At 67.2% G+C, this 16,786-nt stretch carries 13 protein-coding genes; 9 read left to right on the top strand and 4 right to left on the bottom strand.

The window, feature by feature from the left end:
* The gene (locus F0U63_RS05350; RefSeq protein ID WP_395844358.1) at positions 1-450 is read right to left on the bottom strand and encodes a response regulator; all 450 of its coding nucleotides are present in this window, start codon (positions 448-450) and stop codon (positions 1-3) included.
* Positions 447-3,560 carry a PAS domain-containing protein gene (locus tag F0U63_RS05345; RefSeq protein WP_395844356.1) on the bottom strand — a complete coding sequence of 1,038 codons (3,114 nt, stop codon included), beginning with the start codon at positions 3,558-3,560 and terminating at the stop codon, positions 447-449. Before F0U63_RS05345 ends, F0U63_RS05350 begins: the two co-directional genes overlap by 4 nt.
* Before the next feature lie 168 nt (positions 3,561-3,728).
* On the opposite strand from F0U63_RS05345, the gene F0U63_RS05340 reads away from it, so the two are divergent.
* Positions 3,729-5,747 (top strand): TonB-dependent receptor family protein, encoded by a 2,019-nt coding sequence (locus F0U63_RS05340; protein WP_395844354.1) that lies wholly within the window; start codon positions 3,729-3,731, stop codon positions 5,745-5,747.
* Between the two features lie 412 nt (positions 5,748-6,159).
* Here the strand turns inward: F0U63_RS05340 and F0U63_RS05335 are convergent, their stop codons facing one another.
* Positions 6,160-6,624, bottom strand: a complete 465-nt coding sequence (locus tag F0U63_RS05335; protein ID WP_395844352.1) for a DUF4150 domain-containing protein — start codon at positions 6,622-6,624, stop codon at positions 6,160-6,162.
* A gap of 82 nt (positions 6,625-6,706) precedes the next feature.
* On the opposite strand from F0U63_RS05335, the gene F0U63_RS05330 reads away from it, so the two are divergent.
* From F0U63_RS05330 to F0U63_RS05295, 8 genes are all read left to right on the top strand, one after another.
* Positions 6,707-7,729, top strand: coding sequence for a DUF2169 domain-containing protein (locus tag F0U63_RS05330; protein WP_395844350.1), 1,023 nt, complete (start codon positions 6,707-6,709; stop codon positions 7,727-7,729).
* Between the two features lie 97 nt (positions 7,730-7,826).
* Positions 7,827-8,873 (top strand): hypothetical protein, encoded by a 1,047-nt coding sequence (locus tag F0U63_RS05325; RefSeq protein WP_395844348.1) that lies wholly within the window; start codon positions 7,827-7,829, stop codon positions 8,871-8,873.
* A gap of 53 nt (positions 8,874-8,926) precedes the next feature.
* Positions 8,927-9,691: a hypothetical protein gene (locus F0U63_RS05320; RefSeq protein ID WP_395844346.1), complete on the top strand. Its 765-nt coding sequence runs from the start codon at positions 8,927-8,929 to the stop codon at positions 9,689-9,691.
* 12 nt (positions 9,692-9,703) lie between these two features.
* Positions 9,704-10,288, top strand: coding sequence for an imm11 family protein (locus tag F0U63_RS05315; RefSeq protein ID WP_395844344.1), 585 nt, complete (start codon positions 9,704-9,706; stop codon positions 10,286-10,288).
* A complete protein-coding gene (locus F0U63_RS05310) occupies positions 10,285-11,097 on the top strand; it encodes a hypothetical protein (protein WP_395844342.1) in 813 nt (270 codons plus the stop codon). The genes F0U63_RS05315 and F0U63_RS05310 overlap by 4 nt, the downstream gene beginning before the upstream one ends.
* A gap of 9 nt (positions 11,098-11,106) precedes the next feature.
* On the top strand, positions 11,107-12,192 hold the full coding sequence (locus F0U63_RS05305; protein ID WP_395844340.1) for a hypothetical protein: 1,086 nt from the start codon (positions 11,107-11,109) through the stop codon (positions 12,190-12,192).
* A 49-nt stretch (positions 12,193-12,241) separates the two neighbouring features.
* Positions 12,242-14,047 (top strand): acyl-CoA dehydrogenase, encoded by a 1,806-nt coding sequence (locus F0U63_RS05300; RefSeq protein ID WP_395844338.1) that lies wholly within the window; start codon positions 12,242-12,244, stop codon positions 14,045-14,047.
* Position 14,048: 1 nt separating this feature from the next.
* Positions 14,049-14,858, top strand: a complete 810-nt coding sequence (locus F0U63_RS05295; RefSeq protein ID WP_395844336.1) for a hypothetical protein — start codon at positions 14,049-14,051, stop codon at positions 14,856-14,858.
* Positions 14,859-14,900: 42 nt separating this feature from the next.
* Here F0U63_RS05295 and F0U63_RS05290 read toward each other — a convergent pair whose 3' ends face one another.
* A complete protein-coding gene (locus F0U63_RS05290) occupies positions 14,901-16,679 on the bottom strand; it encodes an arginine--tRNA ligase (RefSeq protein ID WP_395844334.1) in 1,779 nt (592 codons plus the stop codon).
* Between the last annotated feature and the right edge of the window lie 107 nt (positions 16,680-16,786).

Below are 16,786 nucleotides of genomic sequence, written 5' to 3'. Positions count from 1 at the left end.
TCAATCTCCTCCGGGCAGGCGCACCACGGAGAGCCAGAAGTCATCGATGGAGCGCACCACGGAGATGAACTGGTCCAGGTCCACCGGCTTGTTGATGTAGCAGTTGGCGTGCAGATCGTAGGTGCGCAGGATGTCCTCCTCCGCCTTGCTCGTGGTGAGCACCACCACGGGGATGCGGCGCAGCTTGGCATCCGCCTTGATCTCCGCCAGCACCTCGCGTCCGTCCCGGCGCGGCAGGTTCAGGTCCAACAGGATGAGGTCCGGCCGCGGGGCACTGGCGTGCGCCCCCTCGCGGCGCAGGAAGGCGAGCGCCTCCACCCCATCGCGCGCGACGGAGAGGCGGTTGCTCACCTTGCCCTCCTTGAGGGCCTCGATCGTCAGACGCACGTCGCCGGGGTTGTCCTCCACGAGGAGGATTTCGATGGGACGTCCAAGACTCTCGCCGTTCATGAGCTCGACCCCTTGTTCACGGGGAGGGAGGGAAGCGCGGGCAGGGTGAACCAGAATACCGTGCCCTGGCCCGGGTGGGACTCCAACCCGATGCGGCCACCGTGGCGCTCGACGATCTTCTTGCAGATGGCGAGTCCGATGCCCGTGCCGGGGTAGTCCTCCTTGTTGTGCAGGCGCTGGAAGATGATGAAGATGCGCTCGAAGTACTGCGGCTCGATGCCGATGCCGTTGTCCGACACGGTGAAGCGCCACGAGTCGCCCTGGCGCTCGGCGTCCACCCGGATGCGCGTGGGCTTCGGGCCCCGGAACTTCAGCGAGTTGCCCACCAGGTTCTGGAAGAGCTGGGTGAGCTGGCTTTCGTCCGCCATCACCCGCGGCAGCGGGCCCTGGGTGATGCTGGCGCCCGTCTCGTCCACCAGCGTCTTGAGGTTGGCGAGCGCCTTGTCCAGCGCGTGGCCCGCCTCCACGGGCTTGAACTCGTGGCCCTTGGTGCCCACGCGCGAGTAGGTGAGCAGGTCCTGGATGAGCCGCTGCATGCGGTTGACGCCATCCACCGCGAAGGCGATGAACTCGTCCGCGTCCGAGTCCAGCCGCCCCTTGTAGCGCCGCGCCAGGAGCTGCGTGAAGCTGGCCACCATGCGCAGGGGCTCCTGCAGGTCGTGCGAGGCCACGTAGGCGAACTGCTGCAACTCCTCGTTGGAGCGCGCCAGCTCCGTGGCATGGGCCTGCAGGGCCAGCTCGGCGCGGCGGCGCTCGAGTCCCTGGGACAGCGCCTCCGCCACCGTGGACAGGGTGATGAGCGTCTCCTCCTCCAGCGGCTGCATCCCGAAGAGGGTGAACACGCCCACGAGCTGCCCGCGCACCTGCAGGGGGATGCCCACGAAGGACGTCAGCGCCTGAGCCTCCAACCAGTCGCGTGCGCGCGCCACGCCCGGGTGGCGTGACGCGTCGTTGGAGTACAACAACTGACGGCTCTGGCCCACCCGTCCCGCGACGCCCTGGCCCAGCTCCTGCCGATCCGTCTGGATGGAGGGCGGGACGGACGGCCCCGCGTGCCCCTTGAGCCGCAGCACCTTCGCCTCCCGGTCCCACGCCCAGAGCTGCGAGAGCGGGAACATGGGCAGACAGCGCGTCATCACCTCGGCGCACTCCTGCATCATCCGCTCGGGCGCCACCTCCTGGGAGAGCACCTCGCTCACCCGGGCGTGCAGCGCCTCGAGCTGACGGGTGCGCTGCTCGCTCTCCAGCCGGCGCGAGGACTCCTCCGCGTGGCGCTGGGCGGTGACGTCCAGGCTCGTGCCCACCCACTCGCGCACCTCGCCCGGGGCCGAATACAAGGGCACGGCACGCGACAGGATGGTCGCATGGCTGCCGTCCTTGCGGCGCACGCGCATCTCCACCTCGTAGGGCCTGCGGAGCGCCCGCCCCGCCTCCCAGCCCCGCCGCACCCGCTCCTGGTCCTCGGGGTGCACGGCGCTCAGCCAGCCAAAGCCCCGGTACTCCTCGTACGTCTGCCCGGTGAATTCGCGCCACGAGGGCGAGTCCTCGATCACCAGCCCATCCGGACGCGTCACCCACACGGCCTGGGCCGTGGCGTTGATGAGCGAGCGGAAGCGCTCCTCGGACTGGCGCGCGCTGGCGTACAGGCGCGCGTTGTCCAGCGCCACGGCGGCCTGCGCCGCGATGCCCTCGGCGAGCTGGGCATGCACCCGGGTGAAGCGCCCCGGCTCGGGATGGACGAAGAACAACCCGCCCAGCACCTCGCCCGAGCGGCTCTTCACGGGCACCCCGAGGTAGCTGCGCACGGGCAGGTGCTTGGAGGACAGGCTCTGGAAGGGGGTGCTCTTGCCGTACTCCGGATGCCGCGGCACGTCGTCGAGCAGCAGCGGGGGCTCGCCGCGGAAGATGGGCGCGAAGAGCGGGGTGTTGCGCGGCAGGGGCAGCGTGGAGAGCCGGGAGGGCTCGCCGTTCTCCTCCACGCGCTTCTCGAGGAAGGCACCGAAGGACGCGCCCGTGACGGACACCCCCGCGTCGGTGGCGCTCTTGATGAGCCGGACGGGCTCCAGCTCCGAGGCGAGCGACAGGCCCATGCGGTGGAGCGTCTCGGCGACGCGCTGCTCCTCCTCCTTGCGCCGCAGGGCGGCCTGGGCGTCGCGGTAGAGGCGCGCGTTGTCCACGGCCAGGGCGGCGCGCTCGGCGAGCTGCTCGAAGAGCGAGACATCCGCGGCGGAGAAGGTCCGCTTGGACTCGGCGGAGATGAGCTGGAGCGCGCCCAGGACGCGGCCCCGGGCCTTGAGGGGCACCGTCACGAACGAGCGCAGACCCAGCTCGCGCACGATGCGCAGGTGCTCCGCGTCCCGCGTGGCCTTCACCAGCGTCTCCTCGGAGACGGTGGGGGACCATTCCGGGCGCCCGGTGCGGATGACCTCGTAGACACCCGAGGAGGCGTGGGGATCCGGCGGGTAGAGCTGGTTGAGTGCCCAGGCGAGCGCCACCTTCTCCGCGGCCACGTGCGCGACCCCGAGCAATTGCACCACGCCGTTGTCGCCGACCATGCGCAGGGTGCACCAGTCCGCCAGCCGGGGCACCGCGAGCCGGGTGAGCGCGTCGAGCGTGGCCTCGTAATCCAGCGGGGACGCCAGCAGGGAGCTCGCCTCGGCGAGCACCTGCAGCGAGTCCACGGCCCGCTTCTGGTCGTCGATGTCGGTGCAGGTGCCGAACCACTTGACGATGCGGCCCTCGGCGTCGCGCACCGGCTGGGCCCGTCCGATGAACCAGCGGTACGCGCCATCATGGCGCCGGCAGCGGTACTCCACGTCATAGGGCTCGCCGGTGCGCAGCGAGTGTTGCCAGCGCCGCTGCGCCTCCGGCACGTCATCGGGATGGAAGGGCAGTTGCCAGCCCTCGCCGTCCGTGTCGCCCGGCTTCATCCCGGTGTAGTCGTACCAGCGCTGGTTGAAGTAGTCGTGGTAGCCGTCGGGCCGGGTCGTCCACACGAGCTGGGGAATGGTCTCGGCCATCTGCCGGAAGAGGGACTCCCCCTCGGGACCGCTCGCGACGAGGCTCGACGACGAAGAGACTTCCGGGGCGTATTGCTCGGGGGCGTTCATGACGGGGGGCGCGAGGACGTTAGCAGCGACGCGGCGCCCCCTCACGAGGGCCGTCCATACACCTTCGTCCGATTTCTATCACCCGGCGAAAAAGATGCGGTGGCGGAGCGCCCCGAAGCCGGGCAGACAGGCGCGGCTCCCCCTGCTTCCGAGCAAAGGTGTTCCCGGATGTCCTGGCTCCTCCCTCGCGCGCTCCTGTCCCTCGCCCTCGCCCAATCCCCTTCCCCGGCGCCCGAAACGCCTCCCTCCGGAGGGACTCCCGGCGAGACGATGGTGGTGGCGCCCCGGGTGCCCACGCCCCTGAACCGCACCCCCGCGGCGGTGAGCGTCGTGGAGGGGGAGGACATCCAGACGGGCCGCCCCACCCTGGGCATGTACGAGGCCCTGGTGGGAGTGCCAGGGCTCGTGGTGCAGAGCCGCAACAACGCCTCGCAGGACCTGCGGCTGTCCCTGCGGGGCTTCGGGGCGCGCTCGGCGTTCGGCATCCGGGGCATCACCGTGGTGGTGGATGGCTTCCCGGAGACCCTGCCGGATGGGCAGTCGAACGTGGATCTGCTGGACATGGCGATGGTGTCGCGCATCGAGGTGCTGCGGGGACTGGCCTCGTCGCTGTACGGCAACGCGGCGGGCGGCGTGGTGAGCCTCACCACCGAGGACGGCCCCGAGCGCCCCTACGTGGAGGCGCGCACGGTGAACGGGGAGTACGGCCTGTGGAAGTTGAACGTGAAGGGCGGAGGGACGAGCGGGCCGGTGCGCTGGCTGGTGGGTGCGTCGCGGCTCGCGCAGACGGGCTGGCGGCGGCAATCGGCCACGGAGCAGGTGCTCTTCAACGGCAAGGTGGGCTGGACGCCGAGCGGGAACTCCGAGCTGACGGCGGTGCTGTCGCTGGTGGACGCGCCCGAGGCCCAGGATCCGGGCGCGCTGACGGAGGAAGAGCTGGAGGCCGAGCCCCGGCAGGCCGCGCCGCTCAACCTGGCGGCCCGGGCGGGCGAGGCGGTGCGCCAGGGGCGGCTGGGGCTGACGTACCGGCTGCGCCTGGGCGAGGCGCACGCGATGGAGGCCCGGGGCTTCCTGTCGCTGCGGCGCTTCCAGAACGCGCTGCCGGGGGTGGTGGTGGCGTTCGACCGGACGTTCGATGGAGTCTCCGCGCGCTATGACAACCGGGCGCCGCTGGGGGGCCTGCGCAGCCGCTTCACCCTGGGGGCGGAGGTGCAATCACAGGCGGACCGGAGGAAGAACCTCGACAACGTGGAGGGCCGGCCCGGAGGCGCGGTGCAGCTCGACCAGGACGAGAACGTGCTGGCGCTGGGAGTGTTCGCGCAGGAGGAGCTGGCGCTCGTCGAGCACCTGACGGCCGTCGCGGGGGTGCGCTACGACGTGTCGCGCTACGCGGTGGAGGACTTCCTGAAGGAGGACGGGGACGCGACGGGAGCACGGACCTTCCAGCAGCCCACGGGGCGGCTGGGGCTCATCTGGGCGCCCCGGGAAGAGGCGTCTGTCTTCACGAGCTTCACCCAGGCCTTCGAGGCGCCGACGACGACGGAGCTCGCGCTGCCGCCGGGAGCGGGCGGCGGCCTGTCGCGGGAGTTGAGACCCCAGCGATCCAACGGGGTGGAGGTGGGGGCGCGGGGACTGCTCTGGAGCCGGCTGCGCTACGACGTGGCGCTGTACTCGGTGTGGCTGCGCGATGGACTGGTGCGCTACGAGGACGAGTCGACGCGGGCGTACTACCGCAACACGGCGCGCTCGCGGCACGTGGGGGCGGAGGTGGCGCTGGAGGCGCGGGTGACGGAGTGGCTGCGGCTGCGGGCGGCATACAACGCCCTGAGGGCCACGGTGGAGGGAGGCAAGCGCGTGCCGGGCATTCCCACGCACCAGGTGAGCGCGGAGGCGATGTACCAGCATGCGAGCGGCGCGCTGGCGGCGGTGGAGGTGTTCAGCACCGGAGGGATGTACGCGGACGACGCGAACACGGTGCGGGTGCCCATGGCCTGGGTGGTGAACGCGCGGCTGGCGCACCGCATCCCCATTGGCGGGTTCGAGCTGAGTCCCTTCCTGGGCCTGCAGAACCTGCTGTCGGCGCGGGCCATCGACAACGTGCGGGTGAACGCGAGCCGGGGCCGCTACTTCGAGCCGACGCCTCCCCGGTCGCTCTACGGGGGCCTGGGCGTGGCGCATCGCTGGTGAACTCACAGGTTCGCCATGAGTTCACACAACCTACGGTCTCGACGTACGTCAAAATCATCGTACGTCATTTCCATCGTACATTTTGCGTGTTGAGCCGCGACAAAGCGAAGGTCATCGCTGGTCAGCACGTGATGGGTCATTCTGGGGATGGCATCTGCTACGGTGGAAGAAAAGGTCATCCACCCTGGCAATTCCCCCGTCATTTCATCGTCCTCTTGCTCGTGGACGGGTCGGCGGCAATGACGCACCAGCCGACTTTTAACACCAAGCAACAGGACAGCCCCCTCCTCACTGCTCCGGGAGAGGCTCTCGCGCTACTTCAAAAACCACGTGAACTGGCAGGCGCATCCCTCACTGCCAGCCAAACACAGACACAGCATTTCCATATCAAGGAGCCCTCATACCGATTGCGTCAAAACTTCTTTTTGCACTCAAGGCATTTAGCCTCATCACTGGTCTTGCCAATTGCAACCACAGGTCCTTGCAGCAACGGGAACGGCGGAGTGTTCTTGTCGTTGTGAAGCATGAGATCGAAGGAGCGCGCGACGTTCTTGCCCTCGAACATCACGTCGAAGGAATAATTGACGAACTCAGCCTTGCCTTTCGTCTTGTTCGAGGCAACGCCGCCGCCTGCGGTACCGGCCTCATCCCCGGTGCTAGTACTAAAATTCGAGTCCTTCACGCACACGGGCTTGCCGTCCACCTCCACCGTCTTGGTGCCCTGCGCCGTATCCGCTGAGCGCGCGATGTTGGGGTACGGAATGGGCACAGGTCCAGCAGGACTCGGCGTCTTGCACACGTCCGGAAAGGCCGTGGTGATGCCGTTGGTGTCCTGGTGCACGACGGACATCTTGTTCACGCCGACACTGGTGCTCATGGATCCCTCCTCCAAGTAAGCCTCAGCAGGAGAATGGCATCCTAGCACAAGGAGTCCAGGTCAGGTACACTCCGCGTTGGACATGAGCCACCCCGCCATTGACAACCGCACGCCCTTCGCCTTCGAGCCGATGCTTCTCATGGACGAAGACGGGAGCCCGCTCCTCGTCCCACTTGTGAAAGCCACCTATACCATCGGTCACAACGCCCTTGCACTTGCCGACGAAGGATTGCCGGTGTGTATGGAGGGCGAGTCCTGGGGAAAGCCTGGCCGCTCCAGCTACCGCTATGAGCCCGAGTGCGCCTTCTTCAAGCCAGCCATGGACGTGGTGCTGGTGGGACACGCCCATGCACCGGAGCGCGGCACGCGCGAACTGCTGGTCACGTTGAGAGTAGGCCCCGTGCAGAAGAGTGTGAGGGTGGTGGGCGACAGGATATGGTTCAAGACCCTGGGCAGCGTCAGCATGACAAAGCCCCTGCCGTTTGAACGCGTGCCCCTCGTGTACGAGCGAGCCTTCGGCGGTTGGGATAGGAGCCATCCGGATGCATCGAAGCACGCCCTTGAACCCCGTAACCCCGTGGGCGTGGGCTTTCGCGCGAGCCCCCGGAACTTCGAGGAGGGGCTGCGACTACCGAACCTGGAGGACCCAGAGCAGCCCGTGAAGCAGTTCGGCCAGGCGGTGGCACCCACGGGCTTCGGCTTCACGTCCCCGGACTGGCAACCGCGGGCCTCGTATGGAGGGACCTACGATGCAGCCTGGGAGAAAAACCGTGCCCCCCTGCTGCCCAAGGACTTCGACCGGCGCTTCTTCAACGCCGCATCGTCAGGGCTGGTGGCGCCCGGCTATCTGCGAGGCGATGAGGCTGTCACCGTCGTGAATGCCTCGCCCGGCGGATACCTCGCCTTCAAGCTTCCGGGACAGCCGCCTCCCACCGTTACCGTGGAGTTCGCTCACGGCCCAGACATCCGGCCGGTACTGCGCCTCGACACCCTCATCATCGACACGGATGAGATGCGCGTGCTTCTCTTGTGGCGAGGCAGCGTCCCGCTGCTCCGAGGTCCACACGACGTACGGAGCCTCGAAATCCGCACGGAGGCCGTATGAGTCCAGGGCCCGTGGCATGGAGCCATCCAGGCGCCACAGTCATACTCCCCACCGAGAGCTATTCACCGTAGCATCCCGTACGCAAGACGAGAACCAGATGCTGAGAATCGACACCCTCACAGCAGACGAACTGGTCGGCGCGGAACTCGCCGATGTGGTCGCACTCCTTGTCGCTCGCGACTCCGAAGCCTTCCGCGAGCAGCTTGCAGCCAAAGACCCGGCTCCCCTGACAGAGCTACGCAGCGGCTTCGAGCGAACCTTCGGCTGGGCGCCCCCAGAGGAGTTCCAGAAGTGGTTAGCCATTGAGGGAGCGCTTGGCCTCGATACCGGTGAGGCAGACTACTGGAAGTCTGGAGACCGGTCCCTCTTCCTGGACTTTTTCAACGCCGAAAGCCCCCGTGCACTCGAAGCGCTCACCACCGGAAGCTTCGTGCCCCAGAATGCCGAGGAGTTGCTAGCCGGCCTCTTTCGCCTGAGCGAGGACGCCTCGGGAGACCGCGTCCTCGCAAGCCTTCTGCCAGACCCGCTGGGGCTCCTGCGCGTCCACGCCTTCAGCCACGAACGAGGGAACCTCGGGAAAGCCCAGAGCATCAAGTCGTTCCTCCTCAGCGGGTGGGCGTCGGAGGAGAAACCCGAAAAAGGTGGCCCCCCAGGGGACGTGGGGCGGCCTCGCTATGAGGAACTCCTGGCCGTCGCGGACGCGGCGGATGAAACCCTGGAAACGATGCGGCGCACGAAGCAGCCAGGACAGAGGATTCCTGACAGCCAGACGCTCTACCAGCGCTCACGATGGCTTATCCGAATGGTGTGGGGGCGCCCGAGCCCCTCCCTCGCCGAGCACCTGACCCGGGCGCCAGGAATGACCGATTGGGAGGCCGAGCGTCCGCAGCTGACCCACCACCCCGTGCTGGCGAACTACTGGATGCTGGCCCATTACTTCCTGAGTAATGACGCGGCATGCGCCGAGGCCGTCGCCGCTGGTCGGCAAGCCCCTGGGCTCCTCACCCAGCGCCTTGCGGAACTCGTCGAGAATCTCCGGACTACCCCCCGAGAAGCCCGCCTCGGCGAACTGGGCCCGGAGAAACTCACGGAGTTGCGGCGCATAGCACGAGCTGAGGCCCAACCCGGCCAGCTGGCCGGCTGACGTCAGATGCATCGAGAGAATTCAACAATTGTTGTGTTGCTCGGGGGATGTGCGTGAGCGCCAGAGAGCACCTTGTTGACTGGAAGGAAAATGAGCATAAGAGCAACCCGAAGAGCACGGGTTGCCTATGGCGTCATGCTGACTACGGCTCCAAGGAGTTCCCGCGGTGCGATTATCGCAAGAATGCGCACGACTACTCAAAAGTGGCCGAACTCTACATCTACAATATCCCCAGCATTCGCACTCCTGAGAGCTGGGTGCGTGTCTGGGTGGACCACCTCGGCCCGACCTTCACCAAGCGTGGCACGATCGTGGAGAGGAGTCATGCTCCCGACCCGCTCACCGGCGCATGGGACATCAATCGCCCCGGCAACTTCACCGAATGGAAGACGCCCTACTGGCACAACACCCACCACGTCATCGCCTGCGGGGAAATCAAGGCAGCGTTCCCCGATGACGATGAACAAAGAATCATCCTGGCCAGCCGCTGGAACATCAACGAGATGCCCAACATCATCATCCTCCCCAAGCAGTATACCGTGGCGAGGATTTTGAGGCTTCCCACGCACGTCCCACCAGATGGCGCCGCAGAGCATGACAAGTATAGCCAGGAACTGGGCAAGCTACTCAATAGACTCAAGGCCAAGCTCGCCAAGAACAAGAACCAGACGGACCACAAGCTCACTGACGACAACAAGAATGATTGTCGTCAGGAACTGGAGAAGGCGTCCACCGCCATCCGCAAGTTCATCATCGACTCGGGTGGGAAGAATCCTGGCATCAATCTCGACAACCTCAAACTTGACAGCATCAACTAGTGAGGGTTCTTCGTGCCAGAGCACTTCATCATTACAGCTGATTTCCACGGGGACAGTTGCATCCTGGATCGCCACCCAGAGTACTTTGAGCACATCTGGCAAGCCGCCGAGGGAGTACGGCTCGGAAGCCTGTACCCACCCCAACCGCTCCGCTTGGCCATGTCACGACGCATGGGGGGTAAAGCTGTCTTCGACATCATCGCGAATACGCTCGGCTACCTCATCGTCTCTGAGCGCGTCCGTGGCGTCTTGGAACGGAACGCGACGGCGGACATCGAGTTCCTCCCCATTCAGCTTGTCGACCATAAGGGGCGTGACGAGACGCGAGGATTCTTCATCGCCAACGTGCTGGGACAGGTGGACTGCGTGGATTTGAAGGCAAGCCGCTACGAGGAGAGCGCGCTCTCACCCGGTGAATTCTTCGCCCTGACGAAGCTCGTGCTGGATGAGACGCGCGTGGACGCCAGACGAAACATCTTCCGCATCACGCGCTTGCCGCAGGTCATCCTTGTGCGGGAAGAGCTCGCCGCCGGGCTGCGTGAGAGCGGGGCCACGGGTCTCTCCCTCCTGCAACTGGGTACCGAGGTGTCGCTGTGACAGAACTGGACCTCGCCACGGAGACGCTGGAACTATTCATCTCCATGCTTCTGGAGAAGTTGCCGGAAGATGAAACCTACCCGCCGGATGAAGATGGCCACCTGACCAATCTCTCGCTGTATTACCGGCTACGCAGTATCGCCCGCTACCTCGCCACGGGGGACACGAACAATTATGTCTCGGACCTCCATCGCTCGGGGCAGACCCGGCTCTATTACCTGAAGGGCTGTGCGAACGGCTCCACCGGCAACGAGCGATTCTATCGCACCTCGCGCAACCGCGCCTTCTTTGACTGTATTGCTATCAACGACTTCGCCACGGCGGAGGTACTCGCCGAGCTTTGCGATGGGCGCTGGGTTGAATCGCTGGAGTACGAGGACGACTTCCTTTTCGTGCACTTCCTTCAGGTCCTCTTCCTGACGCTCCGCGGACGGCGCCCGCCGGAGGCCACCCGTGCGGTGTTGCAACGCTTCCGCGTCGTCATCGGCACGGAGGACAGTCCCTTCTTCAATCTCTGTTTCGCGCTCCAGGAGCAGCAAGCAACCGTGGTGGAGAAGAACCTCCAGCACATCATGGAACGGCGTGGGGCCAACTACGCGCGCGCGGCGGAGCTGGGCGATCTGCATGCCGTCTTCCTGCATACTGAGCGATTCATCGACGTACAGGCGGTGGCGATCGTGCGCATGGCGGCTGAGTTGGGACTACCCACGACTTCCTGGAGATTTCCCCGCGTTCCGAGCGAACTTTGTGAACTGGCGGGAGCCCGTCACACCTACCCGTCCGTCGGCTCATGGCGCCAGGGGGCGTGAGGTCTTGCCATGTCTACCATGCCACTCACCATCTCTGGTCTCGGCCTCGTCACGTCAGTGGGGCACTCAGTGGAGGGAGCCTGCGCCGCCATCCGAGCCAACATCACCCGGCCGCGCCCCGTGGATGGGATGCTCGTATGGGACGCGGATGCACAAGAGGAAGTACCGCTCACCGGGCACCCCATTGTCGGCCTCACTGATGGCTTCCAGGGCATCGGCCGCTGGTTCCGGCTGGGGCGCCTCGCACTTTTGGACATGCTGCGCTACGCCGGATTGGTCGAGACCGAGGACTCCTTCTGGCGAACATGTGGCTTCATTCTGTGCACACCTGCGATTTCGCCAGCACGCTTCGCCTTCCCGATCGATGAAGTCCACGCCCTGGCCTCGCGCCTACCGGACGCATTCGGTTTGCCCGTCGCAGCGTCCAACATCGTGTGCCTGCCAACCGGGCACGGAGGACCCTTGCAGGCCTTGCATCTCGCGCGGCAGAAGGTGTCCTTCGGGGCATGGCACCGGGCAGTCGTCCTCGCGGTAGATAGTCTCCTCGACGAGACGTCCCTTCGCTGGCTCCACGGCACCAGACGCTTGAAGACGCCGGAGTACGCGGTGGGCCTCATACCGGGCGAAGCTGCGGCCTGCATCCTGGTGGAAGGCCCGCGCCGGCTGAGCCAGAAGCCCGAGGCCACCCTACAGTCCGTCGCGCTCTCAGAGCCAGCCAGCACGGAGCTACCGGCAACCCACCAGGGACTTGCCTTGGCCACCGCAGTACGTGAGGCCATAGCTGGGACGCAAGGAAGGCCCGTTGGAGACATTCTCGGCAACCTCAACGGCGAGGAGCTACGAGCCATGGCCTGGGGCACCGCACGAGTGCGCATCCCGCGCGAGACGCTGGCGGAGACGATGCGGGAAACATGGACTGCTACCTCATTGGGGGATGTAGGGGCAGCAAGCGCTGCCGTCTCGCTGTGCGTGGCCGTGCGTTCTTTCGTCCGGGGCTACTCGCGTAACGGAGCTGCGCTCGTCTGGAGCCTCTCTGACGATGGAGCAGCCAGCGCGTGTCTCGTGCGAAAGCTGGTTGAGGAAGCAGCGAAATGAGGGAACGGACTGCTGGCAACGGCCCGGCCGTGGGATAACGAGAGGAGCCATGACCGCTCCCGCCTCCAATCCCCTGCTCTCCGACCGTGACGTGGACTTCCAGCTCTATGAGGTGCTGGACGCGGAGTCCCTCTGCAAGCTGCCCGCCTTCGCGGACCACTCGCGCGAGACCTTCACCCTCTTCCTGGACAGCACGCGGCGCCTGGCGCGGGACGTGCTCGCCCCCACCTACCGGCTCATGGACTCCGAGCCGCCCACCTTCCGGGATGGCCGCGTCCACGTACACCCGCTGATGCGCACGCTCTACCCCCAGCTCGTCGACCTGGGCCTGCTCGCCGCCACGCGGCCGGTGGAGGTGGGGGGCCAGCAACTGCCGCTCACCGTGTACTCGCTGGCCTCGGCCTACCTGATGGCGGCCAACCTCAGCGCCTACGCCTTCATCGGGCTCACCACCGGCGCGGCGCACCTCATCGAGGCGTTCGGCAGCGAGTGGCTCAAGGACACGTTCATGGCCAAGATGTACTCGGGCCAGTGGACGGGCACCATGGCGCTCACCGAGCCCCACGCCGGCAGCAGCCTCGCGGACGTGCGCACCCGGGCCACTCCCGCCGAGGACGGCACCTACCGCGTCTCCGGCTCGAAGATCTTCATCAGCGGCGGAGACCACGACTTCGGGGAGAACGTGGTGCACCTGACGCTGGGGCGCGTCGACGGCGCGCCCGCGGGCGTGCGCGGCCTGTCGCTCTTCGCCATCCCCGCGCGCCGGCCCGAGGGCGGACGGCTCGTGGACAACGACGTGCGCGTGACGGGCGCCATCCACAAGATTGGCTGGAGGGGCATTCCCAGCCTGGCGCTCAACTACGGCGAGGGCGGGGACTGCCGCGGATGGCTCGTGGGACAGGCGGGCAAGGGACTGGCCCACATGTTCCAGATGATGAACGAGGCGCGCATCATGGTGGGCTTCAATGGGGTGGCCACCGCCTCGGTCGCCTACCAGGAGGCCCTGGCCTACGCGCGCAACCGGCCCCAGGGCCGCCTCTCCTGGGAGAAGGACGCCGCGCGGCCCCAGCGCCCCATCATCGAGCACGCGGACGTGCGGCGCATGCTCCTGCGCCAGAAGGCCATCGTGGAGGGAGGCCTGTCCCTGCTGTCCATGGCCTCGTGGCAATCAGACGTGGCGGAGCATGGCGCGACGCCGGAAGCACGCGAGCGCGCGGGCCTGCTCGCGGACCTGCTCACGCCGCTGGCCAAGACGATCCCCGCCGAGAAGGGCTTCGAGGCCAACACCCTCGCCGTCCAGGTGCACGGCGGCTACGGCTACTCGACCGAGTACCTGCCCGAGGCGTGGCTGCGCGACCAGAAGCTCAACAGCATCCACGAGGGCACCACCGGCATCCAGGGGTTGGATCTGCTCGGGCGCAAGGTGGTGGCCGCGGGAGGCGGCGGCCTGCGTGCCTTCGTCGAGGAGGTGGAGGCCACGGTGGAGCGGGCGCGCCGGGCGGGCGTGGAGCCCTCCTGGGGTGAATCGCTCAACGAGGCGCTCCAGCGCGTGGTGGCGCTGACGATGGAGCTGGGGGCGGCGGGCATGGCGGGCGACGTGGAGCGGATGCTGCGCCACAGCGCCGACTACATGGAGCTGTTCTCGGTGCTCGCGGTGGCGTGGCGGTGGCTCGCGCAGGCGGCCGCGGCGCGCGAGGGGCTCGCCCGGGGCACGGACGGCCGGGACTTCTACGAGGGGAAGCTCGCCGCGGCGCAGTACTGGATCCACACGGAGCTGCCGCGCGTGGCCGCGCTGGTGGAGCTGTGCCGCTCGGGAGAGGACTCGTACACGCGGATGCAGCCCGACTGGTTCTGAGATGTCCGTCTCCTTCCACCTGTGCCAGCCCGGCCGGGGCGCCTCGTGTGGGGCCTGCTGCGGCCTCTACAACTTCCGCGACCACTCGCGCGCGAGCCTCACCGCGCGCCTGAACGAGCAGACGGAGGCCTTCGCCGCGCTCCCTCCGGAGCACGGCGCGTGGCGTACCCGGGCTCTCGCCCTGCTCGAGTCGCGCCGTGCCTCGCCCCTGTTTCCGGCAGTGCGCGTGTGTCCGCTGCTGGGCTTCGTCGACGAGGGGCGCACCCGGGTGGGCTGCCTGGGCCACCCGAAGGTGACGGGGGGCGTGGACTTGCGCGACTGCGGCGTCTACCACGCCGAGCTGTGCGAGACCTTCACCTGCCCCTCCTTCACCTGGCTCACCGATGCCCAGGCGCGGCTCATCCAGGTGGCGTGCGCGGACTGGTACCTCTACGGCCTGGTGCTCACCGACGTGGAGTTCGTGCGCGGCTGTCTGCGGCTGCTCGAGTGGGAGCTGGCGGGGCCGGTGGACCCCGAGCGGCTCACCACCCATCCCGAGGCGCTCGCCGCCGTGCGCCGGCTCTTCGCGCTCAAGGAGTCCGCGCCGGACCGGGGCACCCACGCCGCCGTGTTCGGCCGCTTCATTCCCGATACCGAGGGCGAGCCCCTCTCGCGCACGCTCGACTACGCGGCCCTGGGCGCACGCACCGCGCCCGAGGACGAAGTGGTGCTGTGCCTGGGGTACGTCCCCACCACGTTGGAGGAGCTCACCCGGGCGCGGGAGCTCGTCCGCTCGCACGTCCGGGCCGTGGCCGACGCGCTGTCCCCCTGAAGACCCGCGGGGGCCAGCGACGGCCCCCGTGCCGCCCCCCGCTCACTCCTCCTCGGGCGGGGCCTCCATGTACTCGGGGGCATTGATGCCCAGCAGCGCGAAGGCACTGCGCAGGGTCTGCTTGAGCGCCGCCACCAGCGCCAGCCGGCCCTGCGTCTTCTCCGCGTCCGTGCTGATGATCGGGTCCGTCTTGTACTTCGTGTAGTAGCTGTGGAAGTCGGTGATCAGCTCCTGGCAGAAGTAGAGCACGTGGTGCGGCTCGAGCCGCTCCGCCGCGCTCGCCACCACGTCGGGCAGCTGGCTCATCTTCTTGAGCATCACCAGCTCCTCGGGCAGGGTCAGCCGCGCGAGCTGCGCTGGCGTGAGCTGCTCCGCCCCGACGAACGGGGTGCCCTTCTCCGCCGCCTTCTTCAGGATGCTCGCGCACCGCGCGTGGCCGTACTGGAAGTAGAAGACCGGGTTGTCCTTGGACTGCTTCTGCACCAGGTCCAGGTCGAAGTCGAAGCGCGCGTTCGCCGTCTTCATCAGGAAGAGGAACCGGCACACGTCCGGGCCCACCTCTTCGATGAGATCCTCGAGCTCGAACACCGTGCCCTTGCGCTTGCTGACCTTGACCTCCTCGCCGCCGCGCATGATGCGCACGAGCTGCACCAGCAGGAAGTCGAGCCGCTTCACGTCCAGCCCCAGCAGGCTCATCCCCGCCTTGATGCGCGGCGTGTGCCCCGCGTGGTCCGCCCCGAGCACGTCGATGATGCGGTCGAAGCCCCGGTCGTACTTCTCCTTGTGGTAGGCGAGGTCCGCCGTCAGGTACACGGGCGTTCCGTCGCGCCGGAGGATGACGCGGTCCTCGTCATCCCCATGCTGGCTCGTCATCAGGAACGTGCCGCCCTTCTGGCGATCCGTGTACTGCGCGGCCTTGCTGTCCTCGCTGCGGACCTTCTCCGTATCGCGCCGGGCCTCCGCCGCCTCGTATGTCGCGCCGCGGCGGGTGTACTCCTCGGCCACCGCCTTCACCTTGCCCGCCGCGTGCAGCGACGCCTCGCTGAAGAACACGTCGTGCCGGATGTTCGCCTTCTCCAGCGAGGCCCGGATGGACTTCATGTTCTCGCGGATGGCCACCGCGATCGCCAGCGGCAGCCACTCGGACTCCGGCGCGCGCAGGTACCTGTCGCCCACCTCCTCCTTCCAGGTTCTCGCGATGTCGATGACGTACTCGGCCGGGTACTCGCCCTCGATCAGCTCCACCTGCTCGCCGAAGAGCTGCCGGTAGCGCTTGTGCACCGTGCGGCCCAGCGTCTCCACCTGCTTGCCGTAGTCATTGATGTAGAACTCGCGCGTCACGTCATGCCCAGCCGCATCCAGCAACCGGGACACCGCATCGCCCATGAACGCTCCACGCGCGTGGCCGATGTGCACCGGGCCCGTGGGGTTGGCCGACACGAACTCCACGATGATGCGCTTGCCCGTCGACTTCGGCGCCCGCCGCCCGAACGTCTCCCCGGCGCTCAGCACCTCGCGCGCCACCTGCTGGATGACCTGCTCCTTGAGCGTGAAGTTCAGGAAGCCTGGACCGGCCACCTCCACCTTGGCGACCATCCCCTCCTTGTCCACCAGGCCCTTCACGATGGCGTTGGCGATGTCGCGCGGCGGCTTGCCCTCGGGCTTCGTGAGCAACATCGCCACGTTGACCGCCCAGTCGCCGTGGGCAGGGTTCTTCGGGGGCTCCACGGTGTAGCCAGGCACCTGCTCCAACTTGAGCGTGCCGGCCGACTTCAGCGCCGCGAGCGTGTCAGCAATGAGAGCGAAAACCTTCTGCCGCATGGGGACGTCTTCTCCGATGGCGAAACTCGAGGGGCGGGCACTCTAGAGCTGAACCGGCGCGGGATTCACGGCTTCCGTGCACCCACCCTCCCAGGAATCCCCACAAT

Origin of the sequence: Cystobacter fuscus (genome assembly GCF_044360685.1) — a bacterium.
Classification (GTDB): Bacteria; Myxococcota; Myxococcia; order Myxococcales; family Myxococcaceae; genus Cystobacter; species Cystobacter fuscus_C.
Note: the sequence above shows the minus strand (reverse complement) of the source record. Positions and strands in the feature narration are given on the sequence as shown.